Annotated in this window: 15 protein-coding genes; 7 read left to right on the top strand and 8 right to left on the bottom strand. The window is 69.9% G+C overall.

What is annotated here, in order from left to right:
* Positions 1-111: 111 nt before the first annotated feature.
* Entirely contained in the window at positions 112-390 is a 279-nt protein-coding gene (locus ACGFI8_RS38835) for a VOC family protein (protein WP_392812332.1), read from the bottom strand.
* A 263-nt stretch (positions 391-653) separates the two neighbouring features.
* Here ACGFI8_RS38835 and ACGFI8_RS38840 point away from each other — a divergent pair, with 263 nt between their 5' ends.
* Entirely contained in the window at positions 654-926 is a 273-nt protein-coding gene (locus ACGFI8_RS38840; RefSeq protein ID WP_392812333.1) for an adhesin, read from the top strand.
* Between the two features lie 38 nt (positions 927-964).
* Here the strand turns inward: ACGFI8_RS38840 and ACGFI8_RS38845 are convergent, their stop codons facing one another.
* Positions 965-1987 (bottom strand): hypothetical protein, encoded by a 1023-nt coding sequence (locus tag ACGFI8_RS38845; protein WP_392812335.1) that lies wholly within the window; start codon positions 1985-1987, stop codon positions 965-967.
* A gap of 124 nt (positions 1988-2111) precedes the next feature.
* Entirely contained in the window at positions 2112-5033 is a 2922-nt protein-coding gene (locus ACGFI8_RS38850) for a S8 family serine peptidase (protein ID WP_392812337.1), read from the bottom strand.
* Positions 5034-5534: 501 nt separating this feature from the next.
* Between ACGFI8_RS38850 and ACGFI8_RS38855 the strand changes: the two genes are divergently transcribed.
* Together ACGFI8_RS38855 and ACGFI8_RS38860 are read left to right on the top strand one after the other, a co-directional pair.
* Positions 5535-6020: a SigE family RNA polymerase sigma factor gene (locus ACGFI8_RS38855; RefSeq protein ID WP_392812339.1), complete on the top strand. Its 486-nt coding sequence runs from the start codon at positions 5535-5537 to the stop codon at positions 6018-6020.
* A 26-nt stretch (positions 6021-6046) separates the two neighbouring features.
* Complete coding sequence (locus tag ACGFI8_RS38860; protein ID WP_392812340.1) at positions 6047-6775, top strand: hypothetical protein; 729 nt, start codon at positions 6047-6049, stop codon at positions 6773-6775.
* Between the two features lie 206 nt (positions 6776-6981).
* Here the strand turns inward: ACGFI8_RS38860 and ACGFI8_RS38865 are convergent, their stop codons facing one another.
* A complete protein-coding gene (locus ACGFI8_RS38865; protein ID WP_392812342.1) occupies positions 6982-8646 on the bottom strand; it encodes a sensor histidine kinase in 1665 nt (554 codons plus the stop codon).
* Positions 8643-9329 (bottom strand): response regulator transcription factor, encoded by a 687-nt coding sequence (locus ACGFI8_RS38870; protein ID WP_392812343.1) that lies wholly within the window; start codon positions 9327-9329, stop codon positions 8643-8645. The genes ACGFI8_RS38865 and ACGFI8_RS38870 overlap by 4 nt, the downstream gene beginning before the upstream one ends.
* A 166-nt stretch (positions 9330-9495) precedes the next feature.
* On the opposite strand from ACGFI8_RS38870, the gene ACGFI8_RS38875 reads away from it, so the two are divergent.
* Positions 9496-10923, top strand: a complete 1428-nt coding sequence (locus ACGFI8_RS38875) for a DUF2079 domain-containing protein (RefSeq protein ID WP_392812344.1) — start codon at positions 9496-9498, stop codon at positions 10921-10923.
* Between the two features lie 49 nt (positions 10924-10972).
* Positions 10973-11356: a DUF1801 domain-containing protein gene (locus tag ACGFI8_RS38880; protein WP_392812346.1), complete on the top strand. Its 384-nt coding sequence runs from the start codon at positions 10973-10975 to the stop codon at positions 11354-11356.
* 95 nt (positions 11357-11451) lie between these two features.
* Here the strand turns inward: ACGFI8_RS38880 and ACGFI8_RS38885 are convergent, their stop codons facing one another.
* The 3 genes from ACGFI8_RS38885 to ACGFI8_RS38895 form a co-directional block, all read right to left on the bottom strand.
* Entirely contained in the window at positions 11452-11934 is a 483-nt protein-coding gene (locus ACGFI8_RS38885; protein WP_392812348.1) for an NUDIX domain-containing protein, read from the bottom strand.
* A 295-nt stretch (positions 11935-12229) separates the two neighbouring features.
* Positions 12230-13171 carry a hypothetical protein gene (locus tag ACGFI8_RS38890; protein ID WP_392812349.1) on the bottom strand — a complete coding sequence of 314 codons (942 nt, stop codon included), beginning with the start codon at positions 13169-13171 and terminating at the stop codon, positions 12230-12232.
* Positions 13172-14182: 1011 nt separating this feature from the next.
* Complete coding sequence (locus ACGFI8_RS38895; RefSeq protein ID WP_392812351.1) at positions 14183-15424, bottom strand: acyl-CoA thioesterase/BAAT N-terminal domain-containing protein; 1242 nt, start codon at positions 15422-15424, stop codon at positions 14183-14185.
* A gap of 152 nt (positions 15425-15576) precedes the next feature.
* Here ACGFI8_RS38895 and ACGFI8_RS38900 point away from each other — a divergent pair, with 152 nt between their 5' ends.
* On the top strand, positions 15577-16143 hold the full coding sequence (locus ACGFI8_RS38900) for an RNA polymerase sigma factor (RefSeq protein WP_392812353.1): 567 nt from the start codon (positions 15577-15579) through the stop codon (positions 16141-16143).
* Positions 16144-16179: 36 nt separating this feature from the next.
* The gene (locus ACGFI8_RS38905) at positions 16180-17469 is read left to right on the top strand and encodes a CU044_5270 family protein (RefSeq protein WP_392812355.1); all 1290 of its coding nucleotides are present in this window, start codon (positions 16180-16182) and stop codon (positions 17467-17469) included.
* Positions 17470-17574: the final 105 nt, after the last annotated feature.

The raw sequence follows: 17574 nt of genomic DNA on the forward strand, positions 1-17574 counted from the left end.
TCGCAGTTTCCGGACACTCGGCGCCCCAGCGGTATGCGTGCGTGGTGGCGCGTCCCTGCCCATCGGTCGGGATGTGTGCCGCTCAGCGGTCCGGGGAGCCGTCGGTGATCCTCAGGTAGTAGCCGGCGGGGTCCAGGACCCGGAAGTCCACCAGCCCCACGGCCGGCTGGTCAGGTCGTCCTCCAGCGGCCAGCCTGCGCGCACGACGCGCTCGCGCGCCTCGGCAACGTCGTCGACCTCGAGGACCAGTTCCGCACCGGCGGGTGGACGGCAGGTCGGGCTGCGGCGACTGTGTCCACACCTACCACCGCCTTCTCGAACGGCGTCGGTGTTCGGGCGAGCGTGATGCCGGCTGTGCTTGTCCACCCGCCAGCCGTCGATCAGCCCCATGGCCAGGTTGCCGCCGGCAGTACGGCCTGAACGTGTTCTGGGAGATCACCAGCGCCGACGGCTGATCTGGCTCGCCGATCCGCCCGGGCGGATTCGTCGTGCGCGCAGTCCGCTCGTACCTGCGTTTGACACATCCGGCAATCCGCGCAAGTCTGGGCTGGTAGGGCGGGCCGCCATCACATCCGCGGCCCCGCACGGCGGTGTGCTGTACGGCCGCGGCGCTGTGCCCGCCATTGCTGCCAAATCTGGGGGAGCAACTCGTCATGGTTTTGCTGACCGACAACGCAGTGATAGCCATCCAGAGCCTTACCACCCAACCTGGCGCACCGGAAGGCGGCGGCCTGCGCATCGCCGCCGACGAAACCCGCGCGTCGCTAACGCTGAGCCTGGCGTCCAGCCCGGCGCAGGGCGACGCGGTCGTGGAGGCGTCCGGCGCCCGGCTGTTCCTGGACCCGACGGCCACCGAGGTGCTCAACGACAAGACGCTGGACGCTGGTGCTGACAACGAGGGGCAGATCGAGTTCACCGTAACGTAGCCGTCCGGCCGACCGGCGAGCACCGCCGACGGCGATGGTCAGGTCAGCCAGTGGTCCAGCTGGACTAGCAGCTGCGGTGGTGCCACCAGGCCCGGGAAGCCCGCGCGGCGGAACTCCGGGCAGGGCTGGCGCGGCACCCGCAGCTCGGCGACGGCGCCGGTGGCGTCGGCGAGCCAGACGACGTCGATCGTGGTCGGGCTGCCGGCTGTGGCGCAGTCGCTCGTGTCGGTGACGCGCTGGGCGGCGGCGTTGACAAGGTCGTGGAACGCCGCCAAGTCCTGGCGCTGGGCGTGCTGGGTGGCGAGGCGGAGGCCGTCGTGGCCGGGGCGGTACCGGCACGCCCTGACCTCGACCAGGGCGCTCGGCGCGAACGCGTCCACCCCTCCCCGGTTGCGGGCGAAGTCGTCGCGCGGCTCGTCGGCCTGGGTGCGCACCTCGATGTCGGCTGATGACAGCGCGGCCTCGCAGGCCGGCGTCTTGACCGCGGCCGGGCTGGTCGCCGCGGCGAGCTGCTCCCGGTAGCGCGCGAGGAAGGCGTCCGCCACCGCCGGGTGCGCGCCGTCGGTGCCGGTGATGCGGCGGGTGCGCCCATCGGTGCCGGCGGTACCGCAGTTGCGGTCGAGCAGCACGGCCACCGGCGCCCGGCCGGCGTAGCTCACCACGAGCGACATCTCCGTTGGGAACGCGACGAACGTGCAGGCCCGGTTGCCGTCCGCCGCGGAGGGCAGCGCGTTCATCGCCGCGATGACCTCGCCCGCCCGCGCCGTGAGCACGCGGGGCGGCGCCGGCTCGATCCAGCTGGGCATGGCGCCGGGCAGCTCGCACAGGGTCACCGACACGACGCCGTCGGCCGGGACGAGCGGCCCGGGCCGGTCAGCAGCCCCGACGCCGCCGACAGGCCACGCAACCGGGCAGTGCGCCGCGTCGAGTTCGGGCGGCTCCGGAATCGCCGCGGGTGAGCCGGCGCCCCGGTGCAGCGCCAGCGGGACGCCGACGGCCACCGCGCCGAGCACCAGCGCGGCCGCCGCCACGACCAGCGCGGTGCGCAGACGAGCCGTCATCTGGGCCTCCTCTCGGCCAGCATAGGGCGGGCGCCCGCACCGCGAGCCGGGTGGCACGGTGGTGCGGAACAGAAGGGCCCGGCAGCCGAAGCTGCCGGGCCCCTGTGTCATGCGTCTACCGAGGTCAGCCCACCGTGATGAAGGTGACGTTGGTGGCGCCGGCGTAGGAGATCACGCCGAGGTACCGCTTGGCCGGGTCGAGACCCGTCCAGGTCGCGGTCACCGGCACCGGTACGCCGGCGGTGATTGGGCCGTCACTGACCTGCAGGTTCCCTGCGTCGCTGTTCGGCACCACCCAGTTGCTGATGGAGTACGAGGTCGAGCCGCCGGGCGTCGAGAACCCGTTGATGTAGACGTCGTACGTGCCCGCAACCGGTGCTGTCATGGTCACCCGCTCGTCCGCCGAGCTCGAGGCCGACAGGGCGACCAGCTTGCCCGCACGGTAGACGAACATGTCGAGGTCGGCCGTCTTGTCATTGGAGACGAGGTCGAACCGGGCCGCCTTCGTGCCGCTGGGAACCGTCACGTGGTAGACCTTCGTGCCGGCACCCGCAACCGGGTTGTTGGTGTCGAACGGTCCCGCCGCGACACTGTCGGCGACCGGCGTCACCCCGGCCATCCCGGCGACGGACGTGCCCAGCGACGGCCCCGTGGAGCCGGGCGTGACCGAGAAGGTCGTCGACCCGGTCGAGATCGCCCCGGCCACATCGCTCGGCGCCTTCACGGCCACAGGCCGCAGCGCGATCGGGCTCCGCACGCTGTGGCTTCCGTCCGACCACGTCAAATTGCCGGTGGCCCACGTGCCCAGCGGGGCCGTGGTCCGGGCGAACGTCACCGTGAAGGTCTGCGTCGCGTTCGGCGCCAGCGTGAAGCTCGACGGCGACACCACGGTGGCGAAGCCGGGGACGCCTGCCGTGGCGGTGTAGGTCGCCGTCGTGGAGCCGACGTTCCTCACCTTGCGCGTCACCGTCTGGACACCGGCCAGCCCACCGACCGCGATCGAGGCCTGGTTCAGGTCAGAGCCGGAGATCGGCGGAAGCGTGTCGAACGGCGGCGCGAACCGGACACCGAGACCGACCATGTAGCTGCGGAAGTCGTTCGGGGCTGCCGGGTACACCAGTCCCGGGTCGGCCGCGCCATTCGGGTTCACGAATCCCGCACCCTGGGCGAACGGGCTCGTCGTCGTCTTGGTGTCGATCGCCGACGTCATGAGCGCGGACTTGATCTCAGACGGCAGCCAGTCCGGGTGCCGCTGCTTCATGAGCGCGCCGATGCCCGCGATGTGCGGCGAGGACATCGAGGTACCCGAGTAGAAGTCCCAGTTCCGGCCGTGGTTGCTCGGCGGCGCCACCGCAGCGACGACGTCGTTGCCGGGCGCGGCGATGTCGGGCTTGAGGATGTCGCCACCCGTGGTCGTCGACGGTCCCCGCGAGGAGAAGTCGGTGACGTCGGGCACGTCCGGCGCCGCCGCAAGCTCCGCCGCGGTCAGGTCCACGATGCTCGCGGTCGCGCCCGCCGTGGCCGCGTAAGCCTTGACCGCGGCACCATCGATGTAGTTCAGGTGGACCGACGGGATCGGGTGGTAGTCGCCGTTGAGCGAGTTCGCGCTGGTGTTCACCAGCACCATGCCGACGCCGCCTGCGCGCTTCACCTCGAAACTCTTGTCGATACGCGCGTTGACGCCCCGGTCACAGATCACCACCTTGCCGGTCACCTTGGCCGGGTCGAGCGTGCCCGCGAAGCAGAGGCTGGCCTCGTTGTCGGCGGCACCGGCCAACTTCGCGCTCAGCGCGGTGATCAGCGGCGCCGGCGTTGTCAGCGCCGAGGTGGTCGAAGCGCCCACATACCGAGCCCCGTTGCCGAGCGAGACCGCTCGGTACGCCTTGCGGAAGGTGGCGGCCGCGACGGTGGTGACCCACGGCGAGGTGTTGTCCAGGGTGCTCGCACCGGGTCCGTTGTTGCCGGCCGAGTTGGCCACGAAGACACCGGCGTTGGACGCCGCCCGGAACGCCTGCGCCACCGAGGAGAGCACCGACGATTCGGACGAGCCACCGATGGAGTAGTTCAGGACGTCGACACCGTCGAGGACGGCGTCGTTGATCGCGGCCACGCTGTCGGAGTTGTAGCAGCCGGCCTGCACGCCCGGCTTGCCCTCCCAGCACACCTTGTACATCGAGATGGAGGCGGCCGGAGCCATGCCCGACGCGGTGCCGATCTGCTTGCCGTCGATGGTCACCGTGACACCGGCGTTGCCGGCGGCCGTCGAGGAGGTGTGCGAGCCGTGGCCGGATCCGTCGCGCGGCGACAGGTAATCCTCTTTGGCGACGTTGTGCTTGCCGAATCCCTCGACGTAGTAGCGTGCGCCGACCAGCTTGTTGCCGCACCACGACACCGGGAAGTTCTCGCCGGCAACGCAAGCGCCATGCCAGCCCTTCGGCCGCGGGGTGATCTTCTCGTTGGCGAAGGAAGGATTCTCGGGCCAGATGCCGCTGTCGATGATGCCGACGACAACACCGGCGCCGGCGTTGGCCTGACCGCCCAACTGGGACCACACGCCACCGGCGGCGCTGAGGCCGAGGAACTCCGGAGAGACCGTGGTGTCGAGCTGCGACACCTCGTCGCGCTCGAGCCCCAGGACGCCCGGGGTCTTGGCGAGCGCGTCCGCCTGAGCCTTGGTGAGATCGGCGGCGACGCCGTTGTTCGTGACCGTGTAGTCGTAGATCTTGGTTGCGCCGACCTTGGTCATTGCCGCGTCGTGCTTGCCCGTCAGGTGCGCACGCCAGGCCTTGACCTCCGCCGCATCGGGGTCAATCTTGTTGCCGGCCTTGGGCTTGGTGGCCTTGAATCCGGAGTCGTAGCCGTCGTACGTGCCAACGGGGTCATCGGCGAACGTAACGATATACCGGCCTCCGGTGTAGCCGCTCGAATTGCCGGGCGACGATGCCGCATTGGATGAGGTCGCGACAGCGACGCTGCCGGCGATGACGACAATCGGGACCGCGGCGAAACGTGCACGCCGCCACCCCTTCTTCGAACTGAAGATCATGCGATTCTCCTCAGCGGGGACGATGCCCACGTCGGGGCACGTCGGCATCATGACCAAGGAGACCATCGCTGTCTATCAGACTCACCCGTCTGCAAACCCTAAAAATGCAGTAGCGGGTACCGGCAAAAGCGCCGCAACAAGCTGAGTAACGTTCGACGGCGGTACTCCGCTTTTTAAAAGACGAATTTGCCCATCTCCCGATACGCCCACTGGCAGTGGCCGTAACACCAGCCAGTGCCGCGTCCGCAGCGCCGTCGCCGATCCCGCGCTGACCTACCGCCAGCGGCTGCACCGGCCGGCCTGGCGAGGAGGCGGTCGAGCCGCCCGCGGTCAGCGACGCCTGCCGGGAGGCGCAGAAGAAGAGCGTCATCTGTGACCTCGCGGAGCACGCCTAACCCGGCGTGCGGGCCAACTGGTCGTTGATGGTCTGGAGCATCGTGCAGCCTTTCACCGCGCTGCGCCGGTCGTACGGTCGTCACTGCATAGCCGCTGGAGGTGCACTTGCCAAGAGCCGATGACCAGTTCCACGTGTACGTCGCCGAACACCTTGACCGCTGGCGGCGGACCGCCTACCTGTTGTGCGGCGACTGGCACCTCGCCGACGACCTCGTCTCGGAAGCCGTCATCCGACTGCACCGGCATTGGTCACGGGCGAGCCAGGCGAACAACGTCGACGCGTACACGCAGAAGATCCTCACCCGGTGCTGGCTGTCCGAACAACGCCGGCGCTGGCGCAGGGTGGAACACACCCAGGCCGACCCGCCGGCGACGTCCTACCTTCAGCCCGACGGGATCGTCGAGCGGCAGCCGCTGGCCCAACTGCTGGAGTCGCTCGGGCCGCGTCAACGCGCCGTGGTGATCCTGCGGTTCTACCTCGACCACTCGGTCGAAGAGACCGCCGAACTCCTCGGCATCGCACCGGCCACCGTCCGCAGCCAGTCGACCCGAGCGCTGGAGCACCTCCGGACCGCCGACGCACAGCGCTAAACCTCACATATTCGAAAGGAGCACAGATGCACCAGTTGTTCGACGAGATCATCGGTACACCACCACCCACGTCCATCGACTCCCGCGCCCTCGTGGACCGGGACCGCCGGGTCCGTTCCGTCCGCTGGTCGATCGCCAGCATGGCCGTCATCGCGGTCGTCGGAGTGGCGCTGGCCGCGGTCGTCAGCGGCAACCCGGAGGTCGGCCCGCCATCGACGGCCACGCCGCAGAGCCGGCCGCCCGACACGACGTTCACGCTCTCCTCGGCCAGCCGCGCACAGGCCGAGGAGAGCGCCAGCCAACTCGCGACCGCGCTGAACGACGCCGTTCGTACGGCCGTCCCTTCGGCTGCGTGGGAGTCGGGCCCGGGCATCGACGTGACCGTCATCGACTACGTGACGCCGCCCGGCTGGTACGGCAGCGGAACACTGCGGGTCCGCGACGCGCACGGCGACATCATCGTCATGGTGGATGCCGTGCCCCTCAGGGACGGGAAGCTGTCGTGCGCGAACCTTCCGACCCCGGCGCCGCCGAAGGGGCGCAGTGCCCCGCCTGCCCAACGTAGACAGTGCACGGACGGGAAGACCCCATCCGGGAAGCCGGTGGTGTGGTTCGCCGCCGAGCAGTCCTTCGAGGTCAACATCGGGCTGCCCGCCGGCCGGCTCATGAGAATCTCGGTCTCCGGCCGTTCACCTGTGCTGTCGGCCGATCAGATGTTGCTCCTCGCCCAGTACGCCACTGACCGGATCCGCTAGGGGCCCTGTCTTCCGGATCTTTGCGGGTTACGGCGGGTCCGGGCGACGACCGGCGGCGCCGGGCGGACGGCCGCGTACAACACCCGTACGCGGCCGCACGCCCGGCGTGCCGGATCGCCCGCTGGGCATGAACTTCTGCGGTCGGCACTCCCCGCCTTGGAGCACTACGCGGCCACGGTTGTCCGTGCCTGGCCCACAACGTCCAGTCAGCGGCTACGCAGCGGCAGCGTGATGGTCATCGTCGTGCCGGCGCCGAGCTCACTGGCTGCCTCGATCCGGCCGCCCTGGTCGATGACGAGCCGCCGCGCGATGGCGAGACCGAGCCCGCTGCCGCCGGTGTCCCGGCCCCGCGCGGCGTCGGCCCGCCACAGCCGGTCGAACACGTGGGGCAGCTCGTCCGAGGCGATCCCGGATCCGGTGTCGGCCACGGTGACCACCGCGTCGTCGCCGTCGGCGACCGCTTGCAGGGTTACAGTCCCGCCGGCCGGGGTGTGCCGGATCGCGTTGCTCAGCAGGTTGCCGAGCACCTGGCGGATACGGTCGGCGTCGGCCCGGACCGGCAGCCGATGTCCCGGTGCGACGACGAGGCGGACACCCGCCTGCTCGGCCGCCGCCTGGCCGGCGCGGGCGCTCACCTCGACCAAGTCGGCGAGGTCGAGGTCCGCCGGGTGGTACACCAGCGCACCGGACTCGGCGAGCGCCAGGTCCTGCAGGTCGTCGACAAGGCGCTGCTGCAGGATCGCTTCCTCGTGCAGCGACGCCAGGACCTCGTCAGTCGGCTCGAACACCCCGTCGCGGATGGCCTCGATGTACCCGCGGAGATTGGACAGCGGGGTGCGCAGTTCATGCGCGAGGTCCGCGACCAGGCGCCGTTGGCGCTCGTCCGCCCCTTCGAGGGAGGCGGCCATCCGGTTGAACGACGTGGCCAGGCGTACGAGTTCCTCGCTGCCCCCGACGGTGACCCGGGCACCGAACTCGCCGCCGGCGACCCGGGCCGACGCGGCGGTCAGCGCCCGCACCGGACGGGCGATCCGGGTGGCGATCACGGCCGTGCCGAGCAGTGCCACCACAATCACCCCGCCGACGGCGATCGCGACGGGGCCCTGCACCGACCGCAGCGTAGGCAGGTCGATCGCGCCCAGGTAGAGCTTCACCGGAACGGCCGAGAACTCGCTGATCCGCGTGGTGAACGCCTTCTCGAGGCAGCGTTCGGCGGTGGAAATCGGCTCCGCACATGCGTTCACCGTGGCTCTGTCCTGCGCCGATTCGGCCGCGGTGGTGACACCGGCGTCGTGGCATTGGTCCTCCGGACCGCCCTGGTCCGCCAGCCGGGGAACGTCTTCCGCGTCGCGTTCAACGATCACCGGCCCCCAGGAACGGGTCCGGCAGGTGCCGACGCCGACGGTCCGCCGGTACTGCGCGATGGCCTCCACAACGCGGCGCTGCCGCGCCGCGTCGTCCGGATAGTCGACCCAGCGCAGCAAGAGCCACGGGCGCGGGTCGATCTCGACCGGCCGTGCGGCGACCGGCCGGGCGGCGCGGCCGGCGAGCACCTCCGTGTCGACGATGACCCCTTCGTCCGCAGTCGTCAGCCGGATCCGCTGCCGGTGCGGATCCGCGCGGAAACGGGCGTAGATGACCTCGGAGACGCCCTCCCAGGTGCCGCGGTTCTGGCCGTACAGGCGGATAGCGGCGACGAACGCCCAGTCCCGCTCGGCCGTGGTGGTCAGTGTTTGTTCCAGCCGGCTTGAGGTCAGCCGCACCGACAGCCAGGCCGTCGCGCCGACCGCGCTCACCGCCACCAGCGTCACGAACAGGAAGACCTGCGTGCGCAGGCTCATCGGGCGGGTCGGCAGCAGTCGTAGGTTCACTGCTCGGCCATCCGATACCCACGTCCGTAGACGGTCTGCACGAAGCGTGGCCGGGACGCGTCGGCCTCCAGCTTGCGACGCAGGTTGACGACGTGCGCGTCGACGGCGCGTTCCAGGACGTGGTGGTCGAACCCGAAGGCGCGATCGATGAGCTGTGCCCGGGTGAAGACCCGGCCCGGCTCAGCGGCGAGCACCTCCAAGATGCCGAACTCCTTCGCCGTCAGCTGCACCGCGACCCCGTCGACGCGTACCTCGAAGCGCCCGGCGTCCACCTCCAGGCCGCCCACGCGCAGCACCGGCTGGCCGGCCGCGGCGACCGCGCCCGAGCGGCGCAGCAGGGCGCGCACCCGGGCGGCCAGCACCCGCGGGCTGTACGGCTTGGTCAGGTAGTCATCGGCGCCCAGATCGAGGCCGAGCAGCTGGTCGTTCTCCGTCGAGCGGGCGGTCAGCATGAGGATCGGCACGGCCGACTCCGCACGCAGGATGCGACAGACATCCAGGCCATCGACGTTCGGCATCATCACGTCGAGCACGACGAGGTCGGGCCTGCGGGCCCGGTACTGCTCGATCGCGCTGCGGCCGTCGCCGACGGCCAGCACGTCGTGACCGTCGCGCTCCAGATACACCCGCACGAGACGGGCCTGCTTCGGATCGTCCTCCGCGACCAGAACACGCGCGCTCATGCGCCCATTCTGCGGCCCAATCATGCGGAATCGATGAGGAACCGGCACGGAAATCGGTGCCCCCGCCCGCCCGCCACGCATCGACACAGATTCCGCACCGGTTTCGCACAGACCCCTGCCTACCGTCCCCGCGCCGGACAGCCCGGTACGCGGAAGGAGCAGGGGCATGAGCATCACCACCGCCGAGGCACCGGCACGCGCCGATAGCATCGGCTCATTCGATCGCCGGCGCACGCTGCCGTACGTCCTGGCAGTGGCCTTGTTCGCCGCCTACACCACACTGTCGGTCTCGCGGCACCTGCGGATCCAGACGGCGGGCTACGACCTGGGCATCTTTGAGCAAGCCGTTCGCGCGTACGCGCACCTGCAAGCCCCCGTGTCGCAGCTCAAAGGCCCCGGTTACCACCTGCTCGGCGACCACTTCCACCCGTTGCTGATGCTGCTCGCCCCGGCGTACCGGATCTTCCCGAGCCCGATCACCCTCCTGGTGGTCCAGGCGCTGCTTCTGGCCGTTTCGGCGGTACCCGTGACCCGCTACGCGATGCGGGTCACCGGCACGGCCGGCGGCCTCGGCATCGGCGTGGCCTACGGCCTGTCCTGGGGACTGCAGCAGGCCGTCGCGTTCGACTTCCACGAGGTCTGCCTCGCGGTGCCGCTGTTCGCCTGCGCACTCGTCCGGCTCGCCGAGCACCGCTGGCATGCCGCTGTGCTGTGGGCGCTTCCGCTCGTACTCGTCAAGGAGGACCTGCCCGCGACCGTCGCGGCGCTGGGCGGCTACCTGATCCTGCGGCGGCAGTACAAGCTTGGCCTGGCCGTCGTCGCGTTCGCCGTCGTCACCGGACTGGTGATCACCGGTCTGGTGATCCCTGCCTTCAACCCACAGCACGCGTACCCCTACGAGACCGGCGCGAGTGCCGAGGACCCGCTGACCCGGCTGCTGACTCCCGGGGTCAAACTGAGCACGACGCTGTGGCTGCTCCTGCCGACGCTGTTCCTCGCCGTACGCTCACCGCTGCTCCTGCTCGCGGCACCGACGCTCGCCTGGCGCTTCTGGTCGACGAACCACATGTACTGGGGAACGGAGTTCCAGTACAGCGCCATACTCATGCCGGTCATCTTCGTCGCGCTCCTGCACGCGCTGACGGCCCTGCGAACCCACCCGAACGCTACAGTCCGGTGGTGGACGCGCACCGTGCCAGCGTTCACCGTCGTCGTGGCCCTCGCCTGCACCACAGCGCTGCCGCTGCGGCGATTGGTGTTCCCCTCGACCTGGAAATCCGATCCCGCTGCGGCCGCGACGCGTGCCACGCTCGAGACGATCCCGGACGGCGCCGTCGTCGCTGCGACGAACCTCCTGGCCGCGCAGCTCACCGCCCGATGCACCGTCTACCTGTACCCGAACTACCCGGACCGCGTGCTGCGTCCCGAGTGGGTCGCCGTCACCGACTTCACCGACCCGGCCCTGATCCCACTGGACCAGCGCGCCGCTTTTGCGGCACTGCCCGACCGCGGCTACGAGCTCGTCACCCGCCAGGGCGGCGTCGCGATCTACCACCGACGCACAGGACACGACGGCCGCGGGGCAGAGCGATGAATCTGTACGGCCGGGCCATGCCCGGCGAGGCGAGGCGGAGAATGCGCCCATGACGGATCAGTCACCGGCGGTCGACGCGCTGCTCGACAGTCTCGACCATCCCATGAAGGACTCCGCCGACCGCTTGCGCCGGGCGATCCTCGCCTCCGACGAGGGCATCACCGAGCACGTGAAGTGGAACGCCCCGAGCTTCCGCTTCGCGGGAGAGGACCGTGTGACCTTCCGGTTCCATCCCAAGGGTCAACTGCAGCTGGTGTTCCACCGCGGAGCCAAGGTCCGCGAAGACCGTGACAGCTTCGTCTTCCACGACGACACCGGTCTGCTGCAATGGCCCGCGGCCGACCGCGGGGTGGTGACCCTCGCGTCCGCAGCTGACGCTGACGCGGCGCAGGACCGGATCGTGCAGCTCGTCGGCCGGTGGATACGAACCTGACCTCCGTTGCCAAGTGACTACGGATCGACGGGCTTCCCGGTGGCCGAATCGACGGTGGTTCACCACCCGGCGCCGGTCGGGCAGCGCAACACGAGTCAGCAGATGCGTTCGCCGTCTTCCAGGTAGTACGTGACCGCGCCGGCCGTCGCTTCCAGCGCGGCGGCCGCGCGGCGAGCGAGTAGCGGGGGCAACCGTTGCTGCGCCTCGGCGAGCGTGCACCAGGCCCAGCTGCGCAGCTCGTCCGCAGGGAGCTGAAGGTTTGCGGTGGCCTCGGCGTCGAGCACACCGCCGTCGTAGGCGAACATCACGCCCTCGGTGCGATCCGGTCGTGGCGGTACCCAGTCGACGACCAGCAACCGGCCGGGCGACATCGCCAAGCCGAGTTCCTCTCCGACCTCGCGCCGCGCCGCGTCGTACGGCGACTCGTCGCCCTCCACCACACCACCGGGTAACTCCCAGTAGTTCTTGTACGCCGGTCCCACCAGCAGGATCCGGTTGACGGCGTCGCGGAACAGCACTCCGGATCCCATGCGCTTGCGCGGGAGCGTGGCTGTGGCGTCGCCGGCGAACGTGGTCACCAAGGGAGGCTACGCCGAACCACGCCCGTCGGTCGCCAGTCTGCCGTGGACTCGTCCCCGGATCCTTCTCGTCTGCGTAGGTGTGTCGCCTTCCCGGCGGTGACGCCGCCCCGCGACCACCGTCCATAGTGGATCCCGCTGTGTTCCATCCGTGCTCCATCGTTCCTCGACGTGCTCGTCCAGCGCGGAGGAAGATTCGGACAAGGTGGCATTAACTTAGCGGACGCGGTGTACCCGTCGGAGGGCACCGCATGCGCGCTCTCGGGCGAGCGCGGGCCGGCATCTGCATCTCCACTCAGCCGCGCTCGTCCCGTTGACGCCGGATAGTGCCGTCACGGCCAATGACAGCATCCGCGGTCGCGCGATCATGTTGCGGCCGCGCCCACCGGCCGACCGACTCCGACGTGAACTGCGTCGTTCGCTCGCTGGCGCGGCGTGCCTCGTCCAGCTGATGGTGGAGATTGCTAACCTGCTGTTCGAGATCATCGATTGTTCGGCTCATCTGCCGTCGTACTGTTTCGACAGTGGCGCGCGACTCACTCAATTCCTGTGCCAGGCGGTCGCCCTTCCGGCTCGCCTCGTCGCGCTCACGACGCAGGGTGATGCTCTCGTCCTGCAGCCGCCGGTTCTCGTCGTTGAGTCGCGTGGCCTCGGCCAGATGATTGTCCTCCAGTTGCGACTGCACCACGCGTAGCTGACCGATCAACGTATCCGCGTTGTCAGCGACCCTCCGAAACTTGTCCAGCGACTCGCCCTGGAGCCGGACGGTCTCTGTTCTGAGCGTGGCGACCTCATCACGAAGTTCTTCGGCCTCGGCCCGGTACTGCCCGACAAGAGCCTCGGCCTCTTCCAGCTCTTTGCGCAACAGCACGACCTGGACGGCGATGTCCTCCGCCTCGCTCGACGAATTGACGGGTGGCAGAATTTCCCGCCCGTCGTGGATGATCGAGCCGACGTATCCTGGTGGACGGATTCGACGCTCGACGTACCACCAGCCGGCAAGGACCTCACGCTGCCGATCGGCCCAGTCGTCGGCACCGTCCTGTGGTCGGCAATACCTAATGATCCATTCGACGCATTCCCAGCTGGGACGGCCCGACAGCTGCCGGTAGAGCTGACTGCGGACATCCTCGCCGGCGTTCTCTTCGATGATTTTGGCCAAGCGGACCACGGAGCCGTGAAACCCTTCGTTCCACTTGGAGAGCAGGTCTCGCAGGGCGACCGCGACAGGATCCATGTCGGGAAATATTGCCGCACCTGACTCCGGCAAAACAGTCAACTTCCCGGCAGCGTGAAGTACCGGCACGGTCAGTCGGAGGCATCGGCATTTTGTCAAGCAGCGTCATACTTCCGGGTGCCAAGATTATTTAGCGCGAGAGTTTCCATGCCGCCTCACCGGCTCGGGCAGGCGTGAACACCGGTTTTCACGCCTGGGTCACACCGCGACCAGCGCCGGACACCTGACACGGTGGCGTTTTCGCGGCGCCGTACGAGATTTCCCTGCCGCGCCAAAACGATCACCGGTCCGCGGCTCGGGTTTCTTCGCACTACACCAGAGGTTCGCAGGCCTGGTTCGATCGCCTCATCGGCCGTTGAGCGGCCGACGAGATGTAATGGCGCCCGATCGCGTGGGCGCCTCTCCCTCGAGCCACTTGAAGGACCCATGCGCAGGATCACTCCCACTTCCGGGAAATCAGAAGTCCTCATCGGCGGCAGCGCGGTCGGCGTCGGCTCGCTGGCTGCGGTACTCATCGCCGCGGGCGCTCCCTGGCAGATCGTGGCGGTCGTGGTCGTCACCGTGCCCGTTTGCGCAACCGTCGTGAGTGTCGTCCGGCTGACGTTCCCTCAGCATTCACGCGACCGGCTCAATTGGTGGCGTGATCGCCGCTGGCACCGTGACGCGCTTCGGGCTGAGCGGCCCGTGGCGGGTCGCCAGGCGAAGCGCTCGCAATGCAGGCGGGGCGGCGATACCCCGAGCGCGCGTACCTCCCGCATTACCGCCTCCACCCCGGCATCCGACCCGCACCGTGGACCCTGACCGCGTGCAACGGTCTGCCGCGGGGCATGGTTGCGATCGGAATCGCACTTACTGAGCCCGACGATGAGCTTCATGCCGACCGGTCCGGTGCCGTGGTGGCTGAGGGAGACGTGGTCGGCATGGACGAAACGCAGCGATGGCGGGCCGGAGGTGGACGACCCGCGCGCCGCAGGCGTCGTCGGACGCTATTCAGACGATCGGCGGGCTGGCTCAGGCGGCCAGGAAGGCGAGGACCTTCGGCCAGCCGTCGCTGCGGGCCGCGGCGTCGGCGTCGCGGGTGCCGCCCAATCTCCTGGCGACGGTGCCCGGGGACGACGTGCCCGCGGCGAGGTACGGGAAGCTGCCGACGCCGTGGCCGGCGTCCGGATAGACCAGGGCCTGGTGCGCGGCGGTGACGTGGGCGTCGTCGAGGTGTTGCATGATCCGCTGCGCCTGCGCGGCGGACTGCCAGAGCCGGTCCTTGCCGCCGGCGATGGCGAGGACCGGACCGGCCACGTGGGTGACCGGTATCGCGGTCCGCGGCACCGGGACGCCGCCGATGGTCCAAGCGTTGCCACCGGCGGGAAAGCTCGACCAGACGGTGTCATTCGGCGCGTACAGGATGGCGCCACGGACGAGGTCGGGGTAGGACTCGGCTAGCAGCAGCGCCGCCTCGGAGCCGCGGGAGTAGCCGTTGACCACGACCCCACCGGGATCGGCCCCCGGCTGCGCGCGTAGGAGCCGCGCCGCCGTCACGAAGTACTCCAGCGGTATGTCGCGCAGGGTTTCGGGCAGACCGGCTGCACCGAAGTAGCCCAACGCCAGCGCCGGGTAGCCGTGCGAGGCGAGCAGCGCCGCGTCGTACTTCCGCCCGACACCGCCCTCGGAACCGCCGAAAAGCAGCACGCCGGGGCGGCGCACGGCACCCGGGGACGGCAGAAACAGGACTCCGGCCACTCCGTCGACGCCGAGCGTCAGGCTGCGGTGGGTCACACCGGCCGCGGTCCACTGCCTGGTCAAGGTGCGCGCCGCGATCTCCCGGCCGGCCACGGTCACGGTCAACCGGACCTCGAACGCCCCGGCCGCCTCGGGGTATCCGGGACTGAACCACGCCTCGTCCGGATCGCCGGTCGGCGGCCGCATCGACCAGAACAGGCCCATACCGTCGGCGCCGCCGTAAGAGCCCGACACGGGCGCGGACCGATCGAGGTCAACGACGCCGTCGCCGTCCGCCGCGAAGGTCGCCTCCCCGCGCCAGCGCCGGCCCTGGGCGTCGGCGGCCAGCGACGCGACGGTGACGGCCTCGCGTGCCCGCAGGCCCGACACCCGCACATGGACGGGCTGATCAGCCAGGGCGACCGCGGCATCCACGTCGATCGTGGCGTGCGTCGAATGCCGCACTGAGCACGCGGCGGTGCCACCACTCATGACCACGACGGCGGTCAGGCCGACGAGCCAATGGCGAACGCCCATGCCGTAAATGATAAAGCTCAATCACCCCGCGACGAGGGAGCGCGGCGGCTGCCACGACTCCTCCGTGAAGATCCACTCAGCTATCGGTCAACGAGCTATGAACGCAGTTGACCGAGGAAAGGAACCGGGTGGGTCTGAAACCGGTGTTTGACGTGGGCAGCGAGACAGTGGGCGAGGATGCCGACCTGGTGCTGCGGTCGCGAAGCGATCCCGGGCGCTTCGCGATCCTGTTCGATCGCTACTTCACCGCACTGCACAACTACGCGGCACGGCGCCTCGGCAGCGCCGGCGCCGACGACGTCGCGGCCGAGGCGTTCCTCATCGCATTCCGGCAGCGTGCCTCGTTCGATCCGAGGCGCGGGTCGGTGCGCTCGTGGCTGTACGGCATCGCCACCAACCTGATCCACGAGCACCGGCGCGACGAGGAGCGGGGCTACCGCGCCCACTCCCGGGCTGCGGCCGAGCCGACCTTCGTGGAAGACGTGGAACGTGCCGACGCGCGGATCGCCGCGGCCTCTGCACGTGACTGCCTCGTCGCCGCGCTCGCCGGGTTGTCTCCCGAGGACCGCGACACCTTGCTGCTGGTCGTGTGGGGCGAGCTGTCGCACCACGAGACCGCCGCGGCGCTCGGTGTCCCAGTCGGCACGGTGGGCTCCCGGCTGCACCGGGTCCGCCGGCAACTGCGCGCCGCCCTCAACGATGTCAACCCGGTCGCCTGAGCCCACTTCGAATCGCCAGGAAGGTAACGATCATCAGTGGACGAGTTCGAAATGTTGTCGGCCGCGCGGCCGGTTGATCCGCCGTCGCCCGAGAAGGTCGCGGCCGCGCGGAGCGCGCTGCTGCGGCTGGTGCGGCAGGAGCCGGTCTCCGTGGAAGAGCCGGGCGCGCTGCGCGAGGTGCCACAGCTTGGGCCGTTGCCCGCGCAGAAGCCGAGCGGAAGCCGGTTGCCCGCCGTCGAGGCGCCGAGTTGGCGCCGCCGGCTGCACGCCCGCGTCACGCTCCCGGCCGCGGCCGCCGCGCTGGCGTTGGCCGCGGCGATCGTAGTGTCGGCGCACAGACCGGCGCCGCACTCGCCCGGCGGGCCCGCTGCCGACGGCTCGCCGAAAGTCTCCGGATCCGCACGCGACCTGCTGCTGATCGCCGCCGATAAGACGCTCACCGAGCCGGCGTCCGGCCAGGGTCAGTACTGGGTGTCCGAGGTCGAGGAGGGCACGCTGCTGCAGGTGGGCGAGCCGGGCAACGAGTACGCCATCATGGGCCGCACGAGTACCACCACTTGGTACTCAATGACGCCCAGCACCAGCACCTGGCGTGCCTACAACTGGGCGGGCGCCGCGCCGGCCTCCGCCGCCGACCGGGACGCCTGGCAGCGAGCCGGCTCGCCGACCAGCTGGCCGATCGGCCAGGGACCGGGCTGCCCGCCAGATCCGGACAAACAGTACACTGCCGAGGCCGCGGCCGAGGAGATCACACGCAAGGAGCCTGGCGAAGCCAGGTTCAACGTCGTGGGCGTGTCCCTCACCGCGGCCCAGATCCGACGGCTGCCGTCCGAGACCGATGCGTTGCGGGCATGGCTGAAGACCACGATCACCCAGCAGGGGCTGCCGCACGGCACCGACGCCGAACTCGGTAAGTCGATCTTCGCCGCAGCCGTTAACCTGCTGTTCGACACCCCAGTCGCCCCGCCGGTCCGCGCCGCCGTATACCGGGTACTCGCCGACCTGACCAGCGTGCGGACGCTGGGCGCGGTGACCGACGCGCGGGGACGCAGTGGCATCGCCGTGGTTATCGAAACCAACAACACTCCCGCCGAGCAGGCAGCGGACTCCGGGGGCCCGACACAGGTCAGCATCGTGTTCGATCCGCAGAGCGGGCGGGCGCTGGCGTTCGAGACGCGGGTGCTGCGCCCGGCCGACTATCTCGCGTGGGTCCCGGCCGGAGCGCTGTTCGAGTACCGGCTTCTGCTCGACTCCCATTGGACCGACGAACCGCCGGCAGCCACTGGCGCAGTGGCGCAGTCCGAGGGCAGGCGCATCGTATGCTGAGTCGTCGACGCCTCCGGCGGTAGGTCCTGCTCCCGGTGGTTATAGCCGTCGCCGCCGCGCCGGGGCCCGAGGCGATCGGTGCGGCATCGGCACCGGAGCCGACCG

The sequence above is a fragment of the Dactylosporangium sp. NPDC048998 genome (assembly GCF_043197855.1).
In the GTDB taxonomy this organism is placed as follows: domain Bacteria; phylum Actinomycetota; class Actinomycetes; order Mycobacteriales; family Micromonosporaceae; genus Dactylosporangium.